Consider the following 18,146-nt stretch of genomic DNA (forward strand, 5'->3'; position numbering starts at 1 on the left):
AAGGACATCACATGGCCGATGCTTATACCGTTAAGCTGCGCCCGCTGGAACGCGAAGATCTGCGCTTTGTGCATCAGCTCGATAACAACGCCAGCGTTATGCGCTACTGGTTTGAAGAGCCGTACGAAGCCTTCGTTGAGCTATCTGACCTCTACGACAAGCACATTCACGATCAGAGCGAGCGCCGCTTTGTCATCGAATGCGATGGCGAAAAAGCCGGACTGGTGGAATTAGTGGAAATTAACCACGTTCACCGCCGCGCCGAGTTTCAGATTATTATTTCCCCGGACTATCAGGGCAAAGGGCTCGCCACCCGGGCGGCGAAGCTTGCGATGGACTACGGCTTTACGGTGCTGAACCTCTATAAGCTGTACCTGATTGTCGACAAAGAGAACGAGAAAGCGATTCATATCTATCGCAAGCTCGGTTTTCAGGTGGAAGGCGAACTCATCCATGAGTTCTTCATCAACGGTGAATACCGCAACACCATTCGCATGTGCCTGTTCCAGCATCAGTATCTGCCGCAGCACAAAGGCCACAGCCTGCTGAAACCCACGGCTCAATAATATTCGATGGTGTTTTTGATGGTGTAATGCCGGGTCACAGACGGTTTTGCACTGTCATCCACAATCTTTAAGTCGCAGCTCAGCGGGTTGTTGTGGCGGTCGTACTCACAGGTCTGGGCCACGTTGCCGATGGTTTTGTCATTCAGCAGGCTCACCGCGGTGTAGTCGAGCTTTTTAAGCGCATCTTTCGGCGGCGAAGCAACAATTTTAAGGGTCTCTTTGCCGCTGGTAGTGGTTTTGCCGAGCGGATAGCCGTCCTTGTCGTAACGATAATCCACGGTAAATTCTTTGCCGTGCGCGGCGACAATAAAGCCATTATCGTCCGTATCCCACGTCACGCCTGCCTTGGGCATTCCCGCCAGTTGGCATTTGCCCTGGAGCAGGATCCGCTTTTCCTGCGTGGTGCCGTCGAGATAATAATTGGCATCCAGCACCAGCGTTGCCCCGGTATTGTTTTCCAGATCGTGCAGTTCAATCAGGTCGAAGCAGCCTTCTTCAGACATTTTGGCGCTGACGCGTTTGGTCACCTCACCCTTCTCGTTCATCAGCGTCTGGCTGAAATCTTTCACCGGCCCACGCAGCGGATCGAAATCGAATTCATTCGAAAAACTCGCCATTTCCGGCGTAAAGGCCACCGGTCCGGAGGCATTATCGCAGGCGGTGAGCGCATTCATCAGCGGTAGCACAAACAGCAGTTTCTTCACAGCGTGTCCTTCAGGGGAGATTTTTCTCAATCATATTAGCAAATACAGCGCTTTACACGAGGGATGCTATGCTTTTATCTCACGAAAGCAATAAGGAGATGCGCATGAAAAAGACCCACCTGCTGGCTGCCCTGCTGCTCGCGGGTTCCGTCCCCGCTTTTGCGGCGGCCCCGGAGTCCTGCGAGCGAGTGAAGGATGACATTCAGCAAAAAATCATCGGTAACGGCGTGCCCGAGAGCGGCTTTACGCTGGATATTGTGCCAAACGATCAGGCCGATCGCCCGGAGGCTCAGGTCGTCGGTCACTGCGCGAACGACACGTTTAAAATTCTCTATACCCGCAGCGGCGGCGAGCAGTAGCCTTTCCGCCTTCAAACGAAAGATATTATCTCTGGCTTGACCAGGGATAATATCTTCATACCCCTAAATAAGTAACATCCCTCCATCCATAAGCCCTCGTTTGCGTGTGGCCAATAATTACAACGATGGAGTGAACAATGTCTGAACAAAACCAGCATGAACACCCCGGCGGGATCAGCCGCCGTTCCTTGATCAAATCCTCCGCGATTGGTTCGCTGGCGCTTGCGGCCAGCGGTATCTCTTTACCCTTCACCCTGAAAAGTGCGGCAGCCGCGGTTCAGCAAGCCACAAAGCCCGACGATAAAGTTGTCTGGGGTGCTTGTTCGGTCAACTGCGGCAGCCGCTGTGCTCTGCGCCTCCACGTACGCGACGATGAAGTTTATTGGGTCGAAACCGATAACACCGGTGAAGATATCTATGGCGACCACCAGGTGCGCGCGTGCCTGCGCGGCCGTTCGATTCGCCGTCGCATCAATCACCCTGAACGTCTGAATTACCCGATGAAGCGCGTCGGTAAGCGCGGGGAAGGCAAATTTGAGCGCATCAGCTGGCCGGAAGCGCTGGATATGCTGACCGACAGCCTGAAGCACGTGGTGAAAGAGTATGGCAACGAAGCCGTCTACATTAACTACACCTCCGGGATCGTCGGCGGCAATATCACCCGCTCTTCTCCTTATGCCTCACTGGTGGCGCGCCTGATGAACTGTTACGGCGGTTCGCTCAACCAGTACGGCACCTACAGCACCGCGCAAATCGCCTGCGCCATGCCTTATACCTATGGTTCGAACGACGGTAACAGCACCTCGGACATCGAAAACAGTCAGCTGGTGGTGATGTTCGGCAACAACCCGGCGGAAACCCGCATGAGCGGCGGCGGCATTACTTATTATCTGGAACAGGCGCGTGAGCGTTCCAACGCCCGAATGATCGTGATTGACCCGCGCTACACCGACACCGCCGCGGGCCGCGAAGACGAATGGGTGCCTATTCGTCCAGGCACTGACGCCGCCCTGGTCGCCGGGATCGCCTGGGTGCTTATCGATGAAAACCTCGTCGACCAGCCGTTCCTCGACAAATACTGCGTCGGCTACGATGAAAAAACGCTGCCGGAAGGCGCGCCTGCTAACGGACATTACAAGGCATACATCCTCGGCCAGGGCGATGATGCCACGGCCAAAACGCCGGAGTGGGCCTCACGCATCACCGGTATTCCGGCAGACAAAATCATCAAACTGGCACGCGAAATCGGCACCGCCAAACCCGCGTACATTTGCCAGGGCTGGGGCCCTCAGCGCCAGGCCAACGGTGAACTGACGGCCCGCGCCATCGCCATGCTACCCATTCTGACCGGCAACGTCGGTATTAACGGTGGCAACAGCGGTGCCCGTGAATCCACCTACACCGTTACCATTGAGCGTATGCCGATCCTGGAAAACCCGGTGAAAACCGCCATTTCCTGCTTCACCTGGACCGACGCCATTGAGCGAGGCGCAGAAATGACCGCCACCCGCGACGGCGTGCGTGGCAAAGATAAGCTCGACGTGCCTATCAAGTTCATCTGGAACTACGCGGGCAACACCATCATCAACCAGCATTCGGATATCAACCGCACTCACGACATCCTTCAGGATGAAAAAAAGTGCGAAATGATTGTGGTCATCGAAAACTTTATGACAAGTTCGGCGAAATACGCCGATCTGCTGCTGCCGGACCTGATGACCGTCGAACAGGAAGACATCATTCCGAACGACTACGCGGGCAATATGGGCTATCTGATTTTCATCCAGCCCGCCACCAGCGCCAAGTTCGAGCGTAAGCCGATTTACTGGATTTTGAGCGAAGTGGCGAAGCGCCTCGGGGCTGACGTTCATCAGCAATTTACCGAAGGCCGGACCCAGGCCGAATGGCTGCAGTTCCTGTACGCGAAAATGGTCGCCAAAGACCCGCAGCTGCCGTCTTATGAAGCATTGAAAGCGATGGGCATCTATAAGCGTAAAGATCCGAAAGGCCATTTCGTTGCCTACCAGGCTTTCCGCAAGGATCCTGAAGCGAATCCGCTGAAAACGCCATCGGGAAAAATCGAGATCTACTCAGAACGTCTGGCGAAAATTGCCGGAAGCTGGGAGCTTGAAAAAGACGACACCATAAGCCCGCTGCCGGTCTACGCCTCCACGTTCGATGGCTGGGATGCGCCAGAACGCAGCGACTATCCGCTCCAGCTGTTTGGCTTCCACTACAAGGCGCGCACGCATTCCAGCTACGGCAATATCGACGTGCTGAAAGCGGCCTGTCGTCAGGAAGTGTGGCTGAATCCGATGGACGCTGCAAAACGCGGCATTCGCAGCGGCGACACGGTCCGCGTGTTTAACGACCGTGGCGAGTTGCGCATTGAAGCGAAAGTCACGCCGCGCATCATGCCGGGCGTCAGCGCCATGGGCCAGGGGGCGTGGCACAATGCCAGCATGAACGGCGATCGCATCGATCATGGCTCCTGCATCAACACCCTGACCTCCCATCGCCCGTCCCCACTGGCGAAAGGCAACCCGCAGCACACCAATCTGGTACAGATTGAGAAGGTCTGATGAATTGATCCTCCCGGCGGGACAATCCCTCCGGGCATTTTTCGTTTATCATTGAAGATATTGCATACCCGGCGAAAGCATTTCGCCGAAACCAGGAAATTGTTATGCCTCAACCGAGATTCGCCGAAGCCATCACCGTCACCGGCCGCGTGCTGGGTGGACTGTTTTATTACGCCCCGCAAAGTGACAACGTCGCCCCGCTTATCCATGCCTTTCGTGACGGGAGCTGGGCGCAGGAGTGGCCGGAGTCAGTCCCGTTCAACAGCAATCTGATTGAAGCCTTCCAGGCAGAATCAGATGAACCGCTGAGCGAAGCCTTCCAGCGTCTGTTCGTCGGGCCTTACGCGCTGCCCGCACCGCCGTGGGGCTCAGTCTGGCTCGATCGTGAAAATGTCCTGTTTGGCGACTCTACGCTCGCCCTGCGACAGTGGATGCGCGAAAACGGCATTGCCTTTGAAGCACAGCAGAATGAACCGGAAGATCATTTCGGCACCCTGATGATGCTGGCCGCCTGGCTGAAAGAAAATGAGCGTGAGGAAGAGTGGCAACAGCTGCTGGCCTGGCATCTGCTGCCGTGGTCCGGGCGTTTCCTTGAAGAGTTTGTGGCGAACGCCGGGCATCCTTTCTATCAGGCACTGGGCGAACTGACGCAGCAAACGCTGGCATTCTGGCAGACCGAATTGCTCTCGCCGGTGGCGGAGAAGAAACTCTATCGTTAAGCCCTTTTCACCCGCCCCGGCGGGTGACTTAATTTAAATTTCAAGCACCTGCATAACCTCGCTTTGTGACAACGTCACTTTAACCGTCTCGTTTTAAGATTATTCCGCCTTTGCCGCCGCAGCCGTTACCTCATAAGGCGTAACACCTTGTTTACAATTCCAGACCCGCGCAGTTAATTCTCTCCTTTTCTGGAATCCTTCCCGACCCCTTGCTATAGGTCTGAAACCCTGCCGGAACATGGCATAACAACAGCTATAACGCATGCAATCAGGGAGACACACTGCAATGCACAACTCATTTCTGACCCGCGCGCTGCTGTTCAGCGGCGCGATTATCGTGGTCCTGGCACTGCTCACGTGGGGAATTGGCCTGGACACCATTCAGGCTCGCAAGGTGGATTTGCTCTATCTTGGGCAACAGCACCTGATCCTGGTGTTTTCCTCTATGTTCTTCGCTCTGCTCGTCGGTATTCCCAGCGGTATTTTGCTGAGTCGCCCTGCCGCCCGCGGCATCGCCGAATACGTGATGCAGATTTTCAACATTGGCAACACCCTGCCGCCGCTGGCGGTGCTGGCCCTGGCGATGGTCATTGTGGGCATCGGCGACAAACCGGCGATCGTGGCGCTGTTCCTGGCTTCGCTCCTGCCTATCGTGCGTAACACCTACGCCGGCCTTTGCTCCGTGCCGGGTTCGCTTCTGGAAGCGGCCAAAGGGATTGGCATGACGAAATGGCAGCGCCTGATTCAGGTGGAATTGCCCAACGCCTGGCCGGTGATGCTCTCCGGCATTCGTATCGCCACGGCGATTAACGTCGGGACCGCCCCGCTGGCCTTTTTGATTGGTGCCAGCAGCTACGGCGAGCTGATTTTTCCGGGCATCTACCTCAATGACTTCCCGACGCTGATCCTGGGCGCTGTGGCCACCGCCCTGTTCGCGCTGATCCTCGACACCTTGCTGGCCTGCCTCGGCCGCTTACTCAGCCCGCACACAGCCTGATAACTACAATAAGGAGCATTTCATGAGACGACTTCGTCTTTTTGTCGCCGCCGCCGCGCTCGCGCTGCTTGCCACTCAGGCACAGGCCGCCCCACTAATTCTGGCGACCAAAAGCTTCACCGAACAGCATATTCTCTCTGCCATGACCGTGCAGTATCTGCGCAAGAAAGGTTTTCAGGTGCAGCCGCAGACCAATATCGCCACGGTTATTTCTCGTAATGCAATGATTAACAAGCAAATTGATATTACCTGGGAGTACACCGGCACTGGCCTTATCATTTTCAACCACATCAATAAGCGCATGTCGCCAGAGGAGTCTTACGAGACGGTGAAGCGTCTTGAGGCGAAGCACGGCCTGGTGTGGCTGAAACCTGCTGCGATGAACAACACCTATGCCTTCGCCATGCAGCGCAAGCGTGCCGAAGCCGAAAATATCAACACCATGTCGGAGATGGTGGCAAAGATAGAGCATATCCGTCAGACCGAGCCGACAAAGAACTGGCTGCTGGGGCTGGATCTTGAATTTGCCGGGCGCAGCGACGGCATGAAGCCGCTGCAACAGGCTTATCAGATGCCGCTGGACAGGCCGCAAATCCGCCAGATGGACCCAGGCCTGGTTTACAACGCAGTACGTGACGGTTTTGTCGACGCCGGGCTGATTTACACCACCGACGGACGCGTGAAAGGCTTCGACCTGAAGGTGCTGAAGGACGACAAAGGCTTCTTCCCAAGCTATGCCGTGACGCCAGTGGTACGCAAAGACACGCTGGAGGCCAATCCGGGCCTGGAAGAGGCGCTGAATACGCTCTCCGGGGTGCTGAATAACGAAACAATTACTGAGCTGAACAAGCGCGTGGATATCGACCACGAGACGCCGCAAAAAGTGGCGCAGGACTTCCTGCGCAGCAAAGGCCTGGTATAAGGAGAGCCCATGGAAACCCTGCATTACATGATTGATAACTGGAGTTATCTGGCGACCCTCACCTGGCAGCATTTATGGCTGGTACTGCTCGCCGTGGGTCTGGCCATCATCATCGGTGTGCCGCTCGGGATTTTGATAGTGCGTCACAAATGGCTGGCCACGCCGATTCTCGGAGTGACCACCATTCTGCTGACCGTGCCGTCCATCGCCCTGTTCGGCCTGATGATCCCGCTGTTTTCGCTGATCGGTCAGGGTATTGGCGCCCTGCCCGCGATTACCGCCGTTTTTCTCTATTCTCTCCTGCCGATTGTGCGCAACACGCACACTGCGCTGGACAGCCTGCCGCCGGGCCTGCGCGAAGCCGGGCGCGGCATCGGCATGACCTTCTGGCAGCGCCTGCGCTGGGTGGAAATACCCATGGCGCTGCCGGTCATCTTCGGCGGTATTCGTACCGCGGTGGTGATGAATATCGGCGTGATGGCGATTGCCGCCGTCATCGGTGCCGGAGGCCTTGGTCTGCTGCTGCTGAACGGCATCGGCGGGAGTGATATTCGTCTTTTAATTGCCGGGGCGCTGATGATTTGCCTGCTGGCTATTGTGCTCGACTGGCTGCTGCACCGTCTGCAGATTGTCCTGACACCAAAGGGGATAAGATAATGATAAAGTTAGAAAATCTGACCAAACAATTTACCCAAAAGAACGGCCAGAGCTTTAACGCCGTGGATAACGTCAATCTCAACGTGCCGGAAGGCGAAATGTGCGTGCTGCTGGGGCCTTCTGGCTGCGGCAAAACCACCACGCTGAAAATGATCAACCGCCTTATTCCATCCAGCGGCGGGAAAATCCTGATTAACGGTCAGGACACCAGCGAGATGGACACCGTCAGCCTGCGCCGCAATATCGGCTATGTTATTCAGCAGATTGGCCTGTTCCCGAACATGACCATTGAGGAGAACATCACCGTCGTGCCGCGTATGCTGGGCTGGGAGAAGGCCCGCTACAAGGCCCGCGCCGAGGAACTGATGGATATGGTGGCGATGGACCCGAAAAAGTTCCTCAATCGCTACCCGAAAGAGATGTCCGGCGGTCAGCAGCAGCGTATCGGCGTGATTCGCGCGCTGGCAGCGGATCCTCCCGTCCTGCTGATGGATGAACCTTTCGGCGCAGTCGACCCGATCAACCGTGAAGTGATTCAGAACCAGTTCCTCGACATGCAGCGTCAGCTGAAGAAAACCGTGATGCTGGTGAGTCATGACATCGACGAAGCGTTGAAGCTTGGCGATCGTATCGCCGTCTTCCGTCAGGGACGCATCGTGCAGTGCGCCAGCCCCGACGAGCTGCTGGCAAAACCTGCCAATGAATTTGTCGGCTCGTTTGTCGGCCAGGACCGCACGCTGAAGCGCCTTCTGCTGGTTTCTGCAGGCGACGTGACCGACCAGCAGCCAACCATCACCGTCAAGCGCGACACCGCCCTGCCGGAAGCCTTTGCGACCATGGACGACAACGACATTCGCGCCATTACGGTGGTCGATAACGAAGGCAAACCGCTGGGCTTTGTTAAGCGCCGTGAAGCGCGGAATGCGTCGGGAAGCTGTGCAGACCTGCTGCATCCTTTCCGTGCCACGGGCAAAGCGGACGATAACCTGCGCGTGGTGCTGTCGAAGCTGTATGAAAGTAACACCAGCTGGATGCCGATCGTCGATGAGGATGGCCGCTACAACGGCGAGATTTCCCAGGACTATATCGCCGATTACTTAAGCTCAGGCAGGACGCGACGGGCGCTGAATATTGGTTCGGTGGAGTAACAGCCTGCCCGGTGGCTGCCCATTTGCACGGGCCTGGAGCGGACGATCGTTGATCCCTCAGGCCCGGTCCCACCGGGCAATGTTCTTAGGGTCTAAAATCAAGAGGCGCATTTTTAAACATCTGATAAACCTTTTCATTCGGCGCAGGAGGAATTTTTGCTTTAGCAACTGCTTTCTGAATAGCTTTACATAATGCAGGATCGCCACCCTCTTCTGCCTGGATGCTGGTTACGGTGCCATCACGCTCAAGTGCCATTCTGACCGTACACTTTTTGTCCCGGTACGCATCCTTCATAAGGAAGTTTTTTTCGACATTCGTCTTAATTTGCCCGGCATACCTGCTGATGATTTGTAAGTCCGATTGACTGTAAGGTTTATCGACTGAGGCCAGTAATTCATCAACCTGCGCATCAATTTGTTTATCCACCGTGGCAGGCTTTGCACTTTGCCCGGTTGCCTGACACCCTGCCAACACCAGCAGAGCTACCAACAAAAACTTCTTCATTATTATCTTCCTTAATAGTCTTTCCGACGGCTGATTTTCTTTCCGTCCGTGACATTTATCAACCCTGATAATCCGCTTGTGTATATTATTCAGAATCCTTTCACTGACTCGTTGAGCCCATGCATCGTCTTCACGCCTACCCTGACATTCAGGCCATGTTCCGCCGTTTACTGATTGCGACCCTCGTCGGCATGCTTGCTGCGCTGGCCGTGGCTCTCTTTCGCCATGCGATGTATTTGCTGGAGTGGATTGTGTTGAGCAACGACAGCCGTAGCCTGGTGAATGCGGCCGCGAATCTGCCATGGTGGCGACGGCTGCTGACGCCTGCGCTTGGCGGGCTGGCGGCGGGCCTGTTGCTGTGGGGCTGGCAGCGCTACACCCGCCAGCGTCCTCATGCGCCTACCGACTACATGGAAGCGCTGGAAACGGAAGACGGTAAATTCGACTACGGCGCAAGCCTGGTGAAGTCGATGGCGTCGTTGCTGGTGGTGGTCAGCGGCAGCGCTATCGGTCGCGAAGGGGCCATGATCCTGCTGGCGACCCTCGCCGCCTCGTTCTTTGCCCAACGCTTTACGCCAAAAACAGAATGGAAACTGTGGATTGCCTGCGGGGCCGCCGCCGGGATGGCGAGCGCCTATCACGCCCCGCTGGCGGGCAGCCTGTTTATTGCCGAAATATTGTTTGGCACGCTGATGCTCGCGTCGCTTGGCCCTGTCGTCGTTGCCGCCGTGATCGCCCTGCTTATGACCAATCTGCTGAGCGGTGGACCGGCGCTGCTGTACAACGTTCAGGTTGAAACCCCGCACGGCGCGGGGACTTACGGCCTGATGCTGGCCACCGGCCTGCTCGCCGGACTCTGCGGCCCGCTGTTTGTCTGGCTGATGGGCGCCACGCATTCGCTGTTTTTACGCCTGAAGCTCTCCCCGCCGTGGCAGTTAGCGCTGGGTGGTCTCATCGTGGGCCTGCTTTCGCTGCTGACGCCTGCGGTGTGGGGCAACGGCTACAGCGTGGTCCAGAGCTATCTGCTCGCGCCACCGCTGTTTGCTATGATTGGCGGCGTCTTGATCTGCAAGCTGCTGGCGGTGCTGTCGAGTAGCGGCTCCGGTGCGCCGGGAGGCGTGTTCACGCCTACGCTTTTTGTCGGCATGGCTGTCGGAATGCTGTTTGCGAGGATGTGGGGGATCTGGCTGCCGGACGGCAATGATATGGCGGTTCTGCTGGGCCTGACAGGAATGGCAACGCTGCTGGCGGCCACAACCCACGCGCCCATTATGTCGACGCTGATGATTTGTGAAATGACCGGGCAGTATTCCCTGCTGCCCGGCTTGCTTATTTCCTGCGTGGTGGCGTCGGTGCTGTCGCGAACCTTACGCGCTGACTCCATCTACCGCCAGCACGTCGCCGAACATGGTTAAATCCACGTACTGGCTGAGTTCACGCTGTTCGGCGCGCGGCAGGTACGGCAGTTCGCCCACCAGCGGCGCCGGCAGTTTCTGACTCAGCACATCAATAATTTCAGCATAGTGAGCGAGGCCCGGGTTGATACGGTTCGCCACCCAGCCAATCAGCGGTAAACCGTCGTTGGCAATGGCCTGAGCGGTCAGCAGCGCATGATTAATGCAGCCTTCCTGGATCCCCACCACCATCACCACCGGCAACTGCTCCTGCACGACCCAGTCGGAGAGCGGACGCAGATCGTTCATCAGACTGCGCCAGCCACCGGTGCCTTCCACAACGACGTGATCGACGCTGTTGCTCAGCGCGGCAAGGCCTTCTGAAAGCAGCGAATAATTGATGGGGCAACTGTGTGCCACACTGCTTTCCTCTTCGCCGAGGGCGACAGGATTGATGGCGCTATAGGGTAAATTCGGGGTAGATACGCTTTGCAGCACCAGTGCATCTTTGTTGCGCAGCCCTTCTGGCGTTTCCTTGCTGCCTTTGGCAACAGGCTTGTAACCTGCCACGCTGCGCCCGTTTGCCGCCAGCGCCTGCAGCAGTGCGCGAGACACGACCGTCTTGCCCACAGAGGTATCCGTACCCGTAATAAAGAAACGCTTAAGCATGTTCACTCCACTGCTTTGACGGTGAATAGATAAATCAGGGTAATCATTCAAAGAGGGGAAAGTTTACTTGATTGACCGAAAAGCCAGCTTGAGTTAGCGCAATTTTTGGTTTAACGATTTAAATTTGTTAGCCCTGTAACAGTCTGATCAGCAGAGATCCGTTATAGAGCGCATCTTTTACCAGTGCCGCGCCCGTCATGGTGCCGCGATTGCGGAACTGGGTGCTCTCGACGCTGATATGCCTGCTGTAGGAAGGAAGCGACTGCTGATGTATACAGGCGCTGATAGCCGGGAACAGAATCTCGGATGCCTGGTTGAACGGCGAACCGATAAGAATTTTTTGCGGATTAAATAAATTCACCATGATGGCAAGAATGCGCCCGACGTGGGTGCCGACGCCGCTAATGATATCCTTCGCCAGCAGATCGCCCTGCAGCGCTGCCTGGCAGAGCGACTCCACCGTCAACGGCTGCTGATGCAGCATGGAGCTCATCGACTGCTTCATGCGCACCTGCGCGAGTTCTAATACGCTCTCAACGCTTGCAATAGTTTCCAGACAGCCATGGTTGCCGCAGTAGCAACGCTTGCCGTACGGATCGACCTGAGTATGGCCGATTTCCACCAGGCTGCTGCTGCCCGCGTGCAGCAGGCGTCCGTCGGTAATCACCCCTGCGCCCACGTTGTGATCGATAACAACCTGAATCACGTCGCGCGCGCCGCGTGATGCGCCAAACAGCGCCTCTGCCATGGTCCAGGCGCTAATATCGTGCTGCAGATAAACCGGCACGCCGGTGCGGGATTCCAGCGCTTCGCCGAGCGCCACGTCCTTCACATCATCGTAAAACGGCATGCGGTGAATAATGCCGTTTTCGGTATCAATAATGCCCGGGAGCGTTATCGCAATGGAGGTCAAACGCTCCAGTTTTTGCTGATGGCGAATAAAGAAATGGTCGATGTGCTCAATGACGCGCTCGAGGAACGGCTTCTCATCAACCAGCGGCAGCGTCTGCTCTTCTTCCACGACCAGTTTGCTGCTGAGATCGCGCAGCGCGAGGTTGATTTCCCCCCGGCTGATGCGCAGCGACAAATAATGCCAGGCCTCAGTTTCCACCATCAGCCCTACTGCCGGACGTCCACGGCTGCCCGGCTCCTGGATTTCGGTTTCCTGAACCAGGTGGGCTTCCAGCATTTCACGGACGATTTTGGTAATACTGGCAGGGGCGAGTTGTGCAAGGCGAGAAAGGTCAATGCGGGAGACCGGGCCGAGCTGATCAATCAGGCGATACACCGCGCCTGCATTGGTCTGCTTAATCTGATCGATATGCCCTGGCTGACTTTCTGCTACCACCGCCGACTTCCTTATTTTCGCGCTTCGAAATAAACTTTTGCTATGTTGAATCAGTTCGACGTAACACGTCAAATTTTTACTTAGGCTTGTGATTTACCGCACATTTTTTCGTGCATTTTCGGCAAAAAAGTCCACCCTGGCCGCCGCCAGCAGCTGCTCACGAAAGCGCTGAGCCGCCTGCGTTTGTTCATGATGTCGGGGCCAGACCAGCCACATCTCAGACACAGCCTCCTCATCCGCTATCGGCAGCCAGCGCATCTCATTGAGCTGCACCTTTTTAAAGGAGGCAGGAAGAATGGACACGCCCAGCCCGGCGGACACCAGGCCGATGATGGTCATCGCCTCGCCCACTTCCTGGGTAATCACTGGCGTACCAAACGGCCGCAGCAGCCCCAGAATATCGTCGTAGAGCCCTGTTCCCACGTGTGGGTCGAAAAACACCAGCGGCTCCTGCGCGAGTTCTGCCAGCGTCACCGCTTCGCGCTGCGCCAGCCCGTGATCGCGCGGTACCATCGCCAGCAGCGGTTCGCGCAAAATAACCTGCCACTCGAGCGTGTCCGGCAGCTGCGTTTTACGCATCAACCCCAGGTCCAGCGCGCCTTCGCTCAGCGGGGCGATTTGCTCGCGGGTGTTGCTCTCGCGGGTTTGCAGATGAACGTCCGGGTACTGTCGCCGGAAGCGGGACAGCGTATCGGAGACGGCCTGAATAAAGGGCGCGGAAGAAGTAAAACCGATCCGCAGTTCGCCGGTTTCACCGTGATGCAGACGAGTCGCGCGGGCGGCCGCCTCATCCACCTGAATCAGAATTTGTCGGCTATCCGTCAGAAACTGTTTTCCCGCGGCGGTCAGGCTGACGCTGCGGTTGGTCCGGGCAAAAAGCCTGGCGCCAATCTGCTGTTCAAGGATTTGAATTTGCTGGCTGAGCGGGGGCTGGGAGATGTTCAGTCGGGCCGCAGCCCGCCCAAAATGCAGTTCTTCCGCTACCGCCACAAAATAGCGCAGGTGTCGCAACTCTATATTCATACGTTTAACATATCATTTGAGATTATTAATATATTAGACAGATTATTTACATTTTCCTACTCTGTGAAAGTGAACTGAATCTCTTTTTATTCGTTGTTTTTACGCAAGGATCTCCCGTGAGCCGTACTACCACCGCTGACAGCGCCCCGGCCAGTGACGTCAGTGATATTCGCCTTCCCGCGCCGGGCCAGTTTATTCAACGCGGCACGCCGCAGTTTATCCGGGTCACCCTCGCACTTTTCTCTGCAGGACTCGCCACCTTCGCCCTGCTTTACTGTGTGCAGCCCATTCTGCCAGTGCTTTCTCACGAGTTTGGCGTCTCACCGGCCAGCGCGAGTATTTCGCTGTCGGTTTCAACGGCGCTGCTGGCGGTAGGACTGCTGTTTACCGGCCCGCTTTCCGACGCCATCGGCCGCAAACAGGTGATGGTGACCGCGCTGCTGCTGGCCTCCTGCTGCACGCTGCTTTCCACAATGATGAGCAGCTGGCATGGGATCCTGATTATGCGGGCGCTGATTGGCCTGTCGCTAAGCGGCGTGGCGGCCGTCGGCATGACCTACCTCAGCGAAGAGATTCACCCCAGTTTTGTCGCATTCTCGATGGGGCTCTACATCAGCGGCAACTCGATTGGCGGTATGAGCGGGCGTCTGATCACCGGGGTGATGACCGATTTCTTTGGCTGGCGGGTGGCTATCGCCATGATTGGCTGCTTTGCCCTCGCCGCCGCGCTGATGTTCTGGCGCATTCTGCCGGACTCCCGGCATTTCAGACCCGCGTCGCTGCGTCCGAAATCGCTGTTTATCAACTTCCGCATTCACTGGCGTGATAAAGGGTTGCCGCTGCTGTTCGCCGAAGGTTTTCTGCTGATGGGCGCGTTCGTGACGCTGTTCAACTACATCGGCTACCGCCTGATGATGTCACCGTGGTCACTGAGCCAGGCGGTGGTTGGGCTGCTCTCCGTTGCCTATCTCACCGGCACCTGGAGCTCACCAAAAGCGGGCGCAATGACTCAGCGGTATGGCCGTGGCCCGGTGATGGTAGGCTTTACCGCCGTCATGCTTAGCGGGCTGCTGCTGACGCTGTTCTCATCTCTGTGGCTCATCTTCTTCGGCATGCTGCTCTTTTCCGCAGGCTTCTTCGCGGCGCACTCCGTCGCCAGCAGCTGGATCGGCCCACGCGCCCGCCGCGCCCGCGGGCAGGCTTCATCGCTGTATCTGTTCAGCTACTATCTGGGTTCAAGTATTGCGGGTACGCTCGGTGGCGTGTTCTGGCATAACTGGGGATGGAATGGCGTGGGTGGATTTATTGCAGCAATGCTAATCCTGGCGCTGATTACCGGCTCGTGCCTGCACAAACGCCTGCATTAATAAGAACGGCCCGCATCAGGCGGGCTGTTTACCATGAGCTGAACAAGGCAGCTAAGCCGCCCATATCCTGCACTGCGCCAATCGACATCAGCGTGATAAAGATCCAGATGAACGGATTCATAGTTTGCCGCACACTGTTAACCTGTGATAGTGATCAAGCTTGACGGAAAATCAGCACCTCGCCTCATACTTTCGTCGTATTTTTGACCCTCTGCGCGCCCCGGCGTCACTTTTTCGGACTAAGGCAAAATGGCTAACAATAACTACCAGCAGCTCACCCGCACCTTTCAGCGTTTATCGCGTTTCTCACATCTTTCCGCTATCGCGGGCTGGGATATGGCTGCCATGATGCCGCCCGGCGGCAGCCAGGCCCGTGGTGAAGCATTGGCTGAACTTGGCGTGCTTCAGCACCAGATCCTGACTAACCCAAACGTCGCTAGCCTCCTTGAAGGTGCACAGCAGGAAAATCTGAGCGAGGAGGAACGCGCGAATTTGCGTGAAATGGCACGCGCGTACAACCAGGCCGCCCTTCTGCCGGAGAGCCTCGTGGAAGCCAAATCGCTGGCGGGCAACCGCTGCGAGCACGCCTGGCGCTCTCAGCGTAAAAACAACGACTGGGCAGGTTTCGCGCCGAATCTGAAAGAAGTGGTTCGTCTCAGCCGCGAGGAGGCCAGCATTCGCGCAGAGGCCAGCGGCAGTTCGCGCTATGACGCCCTTCTCGATATCTACGAACCTGGCATGACCAGCGCACGCCTGGACACCCTGTTTGCCGATTTGAAAAGCTGGTTGCCGGAATTGCTCCAAACCGTGGTCGATAAACAGGCCAGCCGGAAGCTGATTAACCCGCAAGGTCCTTTTGCTACTGAGTCTCAGCGAAAGATTGGCCTCGAAGCGATGACCCTGCTCGGCTTTGATTTCAACGGCGGGCGTCTCGACGTCAGCACCCATCCGTTCTGCGGCGGCGTGCCGGAAGATGTGCGTATCACCACGCGATATGATGAAAACGATCTGCTGAGCGCCCTGTTCGGCGTTATCCACGAAACGGGCCATGCGCGCTATGAGCAGAACCTGCCGCGCCAGTGGGCTGGCCAGCCGGTGGCGCATGCACGCTCAATGGGCGTACACGAATCCCAGAGCCTGTTCTTCGAGATGCAGCTCGGGCGCAGTGCCGCTTTTCTGCAGCACATCCTGCCGCACATCCAACAGCAGTTCGGCAATCAGCCTGCGTTCACGCTTGAGAACTTTATCGCCTGGAGCCAGACCGTCGAGCGTGGTTTTATTCGCGTGGACGCCGATGAGGTCAGCTACCCGGCTCACGTCATTCTGCGCTACGAAATTGAACGCGCGCTGATTGATGGCGACATTGAAGTGGATGACATTCCGGGCCTGTGGAATGAGAAGATGCAGCAGTATCTGGGCCTGTCGACGGAAGGCAACTACCGCAACGGCTGCATGCAGGATATTCACTGGACCGACGGCGGCTTCGGCTACTTCCCGTCATATACCCTGGGCGCAATGTACGCAGCCCAGCTGTTCCAGGCCGCCCGCAAAGCGCTGCCGGGGCTCGACAATCAGCTGAGCGAAGGCAACTTCAGCCCGCTGTTTGGCTGGCTGCACGATAACATCTGGCAGCACGGCAGCCGCTTCAGCACCTCGGAACTGATTACCCGCGCGACCGGGGAAGATCTGAACAGCTCGCATTTCCGCGCTCATTTAACGGCACGTTATTTGTAATAACTTTGCCGGGTGAATGCTCCCATCTTACCCGGCCTACACGTTGCCCAACGACGCAAGTTTTGCGTGAATACGCAAGGAAAGGCGGGGCTCAGCCCCGCTGTTCACGCCGCCTGCTCTCCGTCCATCAGCTTAATGAGGTCATCAAGTAAAATCTCCAGATGCGGGTACAGACCAGTGTCTTTTTCCATTGGTGTGCCTTTTATCGAAAGCAAAAAATTAATCATGTCGGCTTCAGTTTCGATTCTTTTTTGATTCCGCTTGTATTGCTCGGCAATAGGCTTCAAGCCTTCAAAAAGCTCTTTGTTCAGCCCGTCAATCTGCTCACGCTTAACGCGGGCTTTTTCATACTCCTGATATTCATACTGTCGTTTTTTTTGAAGTTCTTTCAGGTCTGTTTCCGTCAGGGTTATCACCTTCCTGATCTCCCGCATTCGTTCGACAGTCATTTCGCTCACATTCTTATCAACGTAGCGGATTGAGGAATAGGCATTTGTAGTAAGCCGTGAAACAACGCTCGTGAGCCAGGGGAATGCCACTGAAGCTGCCACACCAACAGCAAAAGGAAGGCCAAAATGGTGTAGCCAGAAATATTGCTGGGTTTCCATCATGGCAAGTGTGTAGTAAACATCGTCTGTTGACTTCAGGAGGATGAAAAGCTCCTGCCAGTTTATGCAGAGGAAAGAAATAAACACATACCCAAAGATTTTGTTATAGAGCTTGTCCTTCACGACTTCCTCAATCTCATCCTTGATGTGCTGCTTTACGCTATCGTCAGAATCACTCATTTTCTGTTCTCTTTTTTATAGTCAGGGGTTACCTGGCACAACTCTTTCGGCTTAAAAGCTCGCCACCGGCAAATTGCCCCAGCGCGTAATCTATGCGGGTGAAAGCATGTCCCGCCTCATCCTCCATTCAGGGGCGATCCCGCGGACAGCAAACCATACCTTACCGTTTCCTGAGCGATTAATCTTATCAACAACACCCGTAAAAGAATCTGAGGTGTCTATTAAACTCGTGGCGATTCACTTTGTACAAACGGTTACACGCCGATACCAATCACTCACTGAATGCCTTGATCCACAAGTCTATAGTTCATTTCAACGGCCCCGCAGTGGGGTTGAACATAGAAACCAAATTCGAGGATTTCAGAATGAAAAAAGTATTAGCTCTGGTTGTCGCCGCTGCTATGGGTCTGTCTTCTGCCGCTTTCGCTGCTGACACTGCTGCTACCGCTCCGGCTGCTGCACCTGCTGCTACCCACGCGGCTCCAGCGAAAACCACTCATCACAAAAAACACAAAAAAGCCGCACCAGCTCAGAAAGCTCAGGCTGCCAAAAAGCACCACAAAAAAGCCGCTGCCAAACCAGCAGCAGAGCAGAAAGCTCAGGCCGCTAAAAAGCACCACAAAAAAGCGGCAACCAAACCAGCTGTAGCTCAGAAAGCTCAGGC

At 56.1% G+C, this 18,146-nt stretch carries 19 protein-coding genes and 1 pseudogene; 12 read left to right on the forward strand and 8 right to left on the reverse strand.

Going from position 1 to position 18,146, the window contains the following annotated elements; genetic code table 11:
• Positions 1-11 precede the first annotated feature (11 nt).
• On the forward strand, positions 12-566 hold the full coding sequence (gene speG, locus CRO87_RS11470; RefSeq protein ID WP_097163076.1) for a spermidine N1-acetyltransferase: 555 nt from the start codon (positions 12-14) through the stop codon (positions 564-566).
• Here the strand turns inward: speG and CRO87_RS11475 are convergent.
• On the reverse strand, positions 560-1,270 hold the full coding sequence (locus CRO87_RS11475; protein ID WP_097163077.1) for a YnfC family lipoprotein: 711 nt from the start codon (positions 1,268-1,270) through the stop codon (positions 560-562). The genes speG and CRO87_RS11475 overlap by 7 nt on opposite strands.
• A gap of 104 nt (positions 1,271-1,374) precedes the next feature.
• Here CRO87_RS11475 and CRO87_RS11480 point away from each other — a divergent pair, with 104 nt between their 5' ends.
• The 7 genes from CRO87_RS11480 to osmV all read left to right on the forward strand — a co-directional run bounded on the left by CRO87_RS11480 (position 1,375) and on the right by osmV (position 8,654).
• Positions 1,375-1,629, forward strand: coding sequence for a DUF1161 domain-containing protein (locus CRO87_RS11480; protein ID WP_097163078.1), 255 nt, complete (start codon positions 1,375-1,377; stop codon positions 1,627-1,629).
• Positions 1,630-1,766: 137 nt separating this feature from the next.
• Complete coding sequence (gene ynfE, locus CRO87_RS11485) at positions 1,767-4,211, forward strand: selenate/tellurate reductase subunit YnfE (protein WP_097163079.1); 2,445 nt, start codon at positions 1,767-1,769, stop codon at positions 4,209-4,211.
• A 104-nt stretch (positions 4,212-4,315) separates the two neighbouring features.
• Positions 4,316-4,930 (forward strand): Tat proofreading chaperone DmsD, encoded by a 615-nt coding sequence (gene dmsD, locus CRO87_RS11490; protein WP_097163080.1) that lies wholly within the window; start codon positions 4,316-4,318, stop codon positions 4,928-4,930.
• A 286-nt stretch (positions 4,931-5,216) separates the two neighbouring features.
• On the forward strand, positions 5,217-5,927 hold the full coding sequence (gene osmY / locus CRO87_RS11495; protein ID WP_097163081.1) for an osmoprotectant ABC transporter permease OsmY: 711 nt from the start codon (positions 5,217-5,219) through the stop codon (positions 5,925-5,927).
• Positions 5,928-5,949: 22 nt separating this feature from the next.
• On the forward strand, positions 5,950-6,849 hold the full coding sequence (gene osmX / locus CRO87_RS11500) for an osmoprotectant ABC transporter substrate-binding protein OsmX (protein ID WP_097163082.1): 900 nt from the start codon (positions 5,950-5,952) through the stop codon (positions 6,847-6,849).
• A gap of 9 nt (positions 6,850-6,858) precedes the next feature.
• On the forward strand, positions 6,859-7,506 hold the full coding sequence (osmW, locus tag CRO87_RS11505) for an osmoprotectant ABC transporter permease OsmW (protein ID WP_097163083.1): 648 nt from the start codon (positions 6,859-6,861) through the stop codon (positions 7,504-7,506).
• Entirely contained in the window at positions 7,506-8,654 is a 1,149-nt protein-coding gene (gene osmV / locus CRO87_RS11510; protein ID WP_097163084.1) for an osmoprotectant ABC transporter ATP-binding protein OsmV, read from the forward strand. Before osmW ends, osmV begins: the two co-directional genes overlap by 1 nt.
• Positions 8,655-8,739: 85 nt before the next feature.
• Here the strand turns inward: osmV and tolA are convergent, their stop codons facing one another.
• Positions 8,740-9,159, reverse strand: coding sequence for a cell envelope integrity protein TolA (gene tolA / locus CRO87_RS11515; RefSeq protein ID WP_097163085.1), 420 nt, complete (start codon positions 9,157-9,159; stop codon positions 8,740-8,742).
• 119 nt (positions 9,160-9,278) lie between these two features.
• Here tolA and clcB point away from each other — a divergent pair, with 119 nt between their 5' ends.
• Positions 9,279-10,574, forward strand: a complete 1,296-nt coding sequence (gene clcB, locus CRO87_RS11520; protein WP_097163086.1) for a voltage-gated ClC-type chloride channel ClcB — start codon at positions 9,279-9,281, stop codon at positions 10,572-10,574.
• Here clcB and bioD read toward each other — a convergent pair.
• The 3 genes from bioD to CRO87_RS11535 form a co-directional block, all read right to left on the reverse strand.
• Positions 10,527-11,222, reverse strand: coding sequence for a dethiobiotin synthase (gene bioD, locus CRO87_RS11525; RefSeq protein ID WP_097163087.1), 696 nt, complete (start codon positions 11,220-11,222; stop codon positions 10,527-10,529). The two genes, clcB and bioD, sit on opposite strands and share 48 nt — an antisense overlap.
• Before the next feature lie 127 nt (positions 11,223-11,349).
• Positions 11,350-12,570 (reverse strand): sugar metabolism global transcriptional regulator Mlc, encoded by a 1,221-nt coding sequence (mlc, locus tag CRO87_RS11530; protein ID WP_097163088.1) that lies wholly within the window; start codon positions 12,568-12,570, stop codon positions 11,350-11,352.
• A gap of 93 nt (positions 12,571-12,663) precedes the next feature.
• Positions 12,664-13,593: a LysR family transcriptional regulator gene (locus CRO87_RS11535; protein WP_097163089.1), complete on the reverse strand. Its 930-nt coding sequence runs from the start codon at positions 13,591-13,593 to the stop codon at positions 12,664-12,666.
• A gap of 116 nt (positions 13,594-13,709) precedes the next feature.
• On the opposite strand from CRO87_RS11535, the gene CRO87_RS11540 reads away from it, so the two are divergent.
• Complete coding sequence (locus CRO87_RS11540; protein WP_097163090.1) at positions 13,710-14,960, forward strand: MFS transporter; 1,251 nt, start codon at positions 13,710-13,712, stop codon at positions 14,958-14,960.
• A gap of 28 nt (positions 14,961-14,988) precedes the next feature.
• Here CRO87_RS11540 and CRO87_RS22780 read toward each other — a convergent pair whose 3' ends face one another.
• Entirely contained in the window at positions 14,989-15,093 is a 105-nt protein-coding gene (locus CRO87_RS22780) for a KPN_01571 family protein (protein WP_217992670.1), read from the reverse strand.
• Positions 15,094-15,209: 116 nt separating this feature from the next.
• On the opposite strand from CRO87_RS22780, the gene CRO87_RS11545 reads away from it, so the two are divergent.
• Positions 15,210-16,694, forward strand: coding sequence for a carboxypeptidase M32 (locus CRO87_RS11545; RefSeq protein ID WP_097163091.1), 1,485 nt, complete (start codon positions 15,210-15,212; stop codon positions 16,692-16,694).
• A 104-nt stretch (positions 16,695-16,798) separates the two neighbouring features.
• Here CRO87_RS11545 and CRO87_RS11550 read toward each other — a convergent pair whose 3' ends face one another.
• Both CRO87_RS11550 and CRO87_RS11555 read right to left on the reverse strand, forming a co-directional pair.
• Complete coding sequence (locus CRO87_RS11550) at positions 16,799-17,482, reverse strand: hypothetical protein (protein WP_097163092.1); 684 nt, start codon at positions 17,480-17,482, stop codon at positions 16,799-16,801.
• Between the two features lie 90 nt (positions 17,483-17,572).
• A pseudogene (locus tag CRO87_RS11555) lies at positions 17,573-17,677 on the reverse strand (DUF4113 domain-containing protein); the annotation flags it as partial.
• A 170-nt stretch (positions 17,678-17,847) separates the two neighbouring features.
• On the opposite strand from CRO87_RS11555, the gene asr reads away from it, so the two are divergent.
• Positions 17,848-18,146 (forward strand): acid resistance repetitive basic protein Asr (gene asr / locus CRO87_RS11560; RefSeq protein WP_255252510.1); only part of this gene is annotated, 299 nt, incomplete at its 3' end.

This window comes from Enterobacter sp. CC120223-11, from assembly GCF_900215375.1.
Classification (GTDB): Bacteria; Pseudomonadota; Gammaproteobacteria; order Enterobacterales; family Enterobacteriaceae; genus Scandinavium.

Bases quoted from the DNA above. Each gene is read 5' to 3' on its own strand.
- speG (WP_097163076.1), top strand. From the start codon at position 12: ATGGCCGATGCTTATACCGTTAAGCTGCGCCCGCTGGAACGCGAAGAT.
- CRO87_RS11480 (WP_097163078.1), top strand. From the start codon at position 1,375: ATGAAAAAGACCCACCTGCTGGCTGCCCTGCTGCTCGCGGGTTCCGTC.
- ynfE (WP_097163079.1), top strand. From the start codon at position 1,767: ATGTCTGAACAAAACCAGCATGAACACCCCGGCGGGATCAGCCGCCGT.
- dmsD (WP_097163080.1), top strand. From the start codon at position 4,316: ATGCCTCAACCGAGATTCGCCGAAGCCATCACCGTCACCGGCCGCGTG.
- osmY (WP_097163081.1), top strand. From the start codon at position 5,217: ATGCACAACTCATTTCTGACCCGCGCGCTGCTGTTCAGCGGCGCGATT.
- osmX (WP_097163082.1), top strand. From the start codon at position 5,950: ATGAGACGACTTCGTCTTTTTGTCGCCGCCGCCGCGCTCGCGCTGCTT.
- osmW (WP_097163083.1), top strand. From the start codon at position 6,859: ATGGAAACCCTGCATTACATGATTGATAACTGGAGTTATCTGGCGACC.
- osmV (WP_097163084.1), top strand. From the start codon at position 7,506: ATGATAAAGTTAGAAAATCTGACCAAACAATTTACCCAAAAGAACGGC.
- tolA (WP_097163085.1), bottom strand. From the start codon at position 9,159: ATGAAGAAGTTTTTGTTGGTAGCTCTGCTGGTGTTGGCAGGGTGTCAG.
- clcB (WP_097163086.1), top strand. From the start codon at position 9,279: ATGCATCGTCTTCACGCCTACCCTGACATTCAGGCCATGTTCCGCCGT.
- bioD (WP_097163087.1), bottom strand. From the start codon at position 11,222: ATGCTTAAGCGTTTCTTTATTACGGGTACGGATACCTCTGTGGGCAAG.
- CRO87_RS11535 (WP_097163089.1), bottom strand. From the start codon at position 13,593: ATGAATATAGAGTTGCGACACCTGCGCTATTTTGTGGCGGTAGCGGAA.
- CRO87_RS11545 (WP_097163091.1), top strand. From the start codon at position 15,210: ATGGCTAACAATAACTACCAGCAGCTCACCCGCACCTTTCAGCGTTTA.
- CRO87_RS11550 (WP_097163092.1), bottom strand. From the start codon at position 17,482: ATGAGTGATTCTGACGATAGCGTAAAGCAGCACATCAAGGATGAGATT.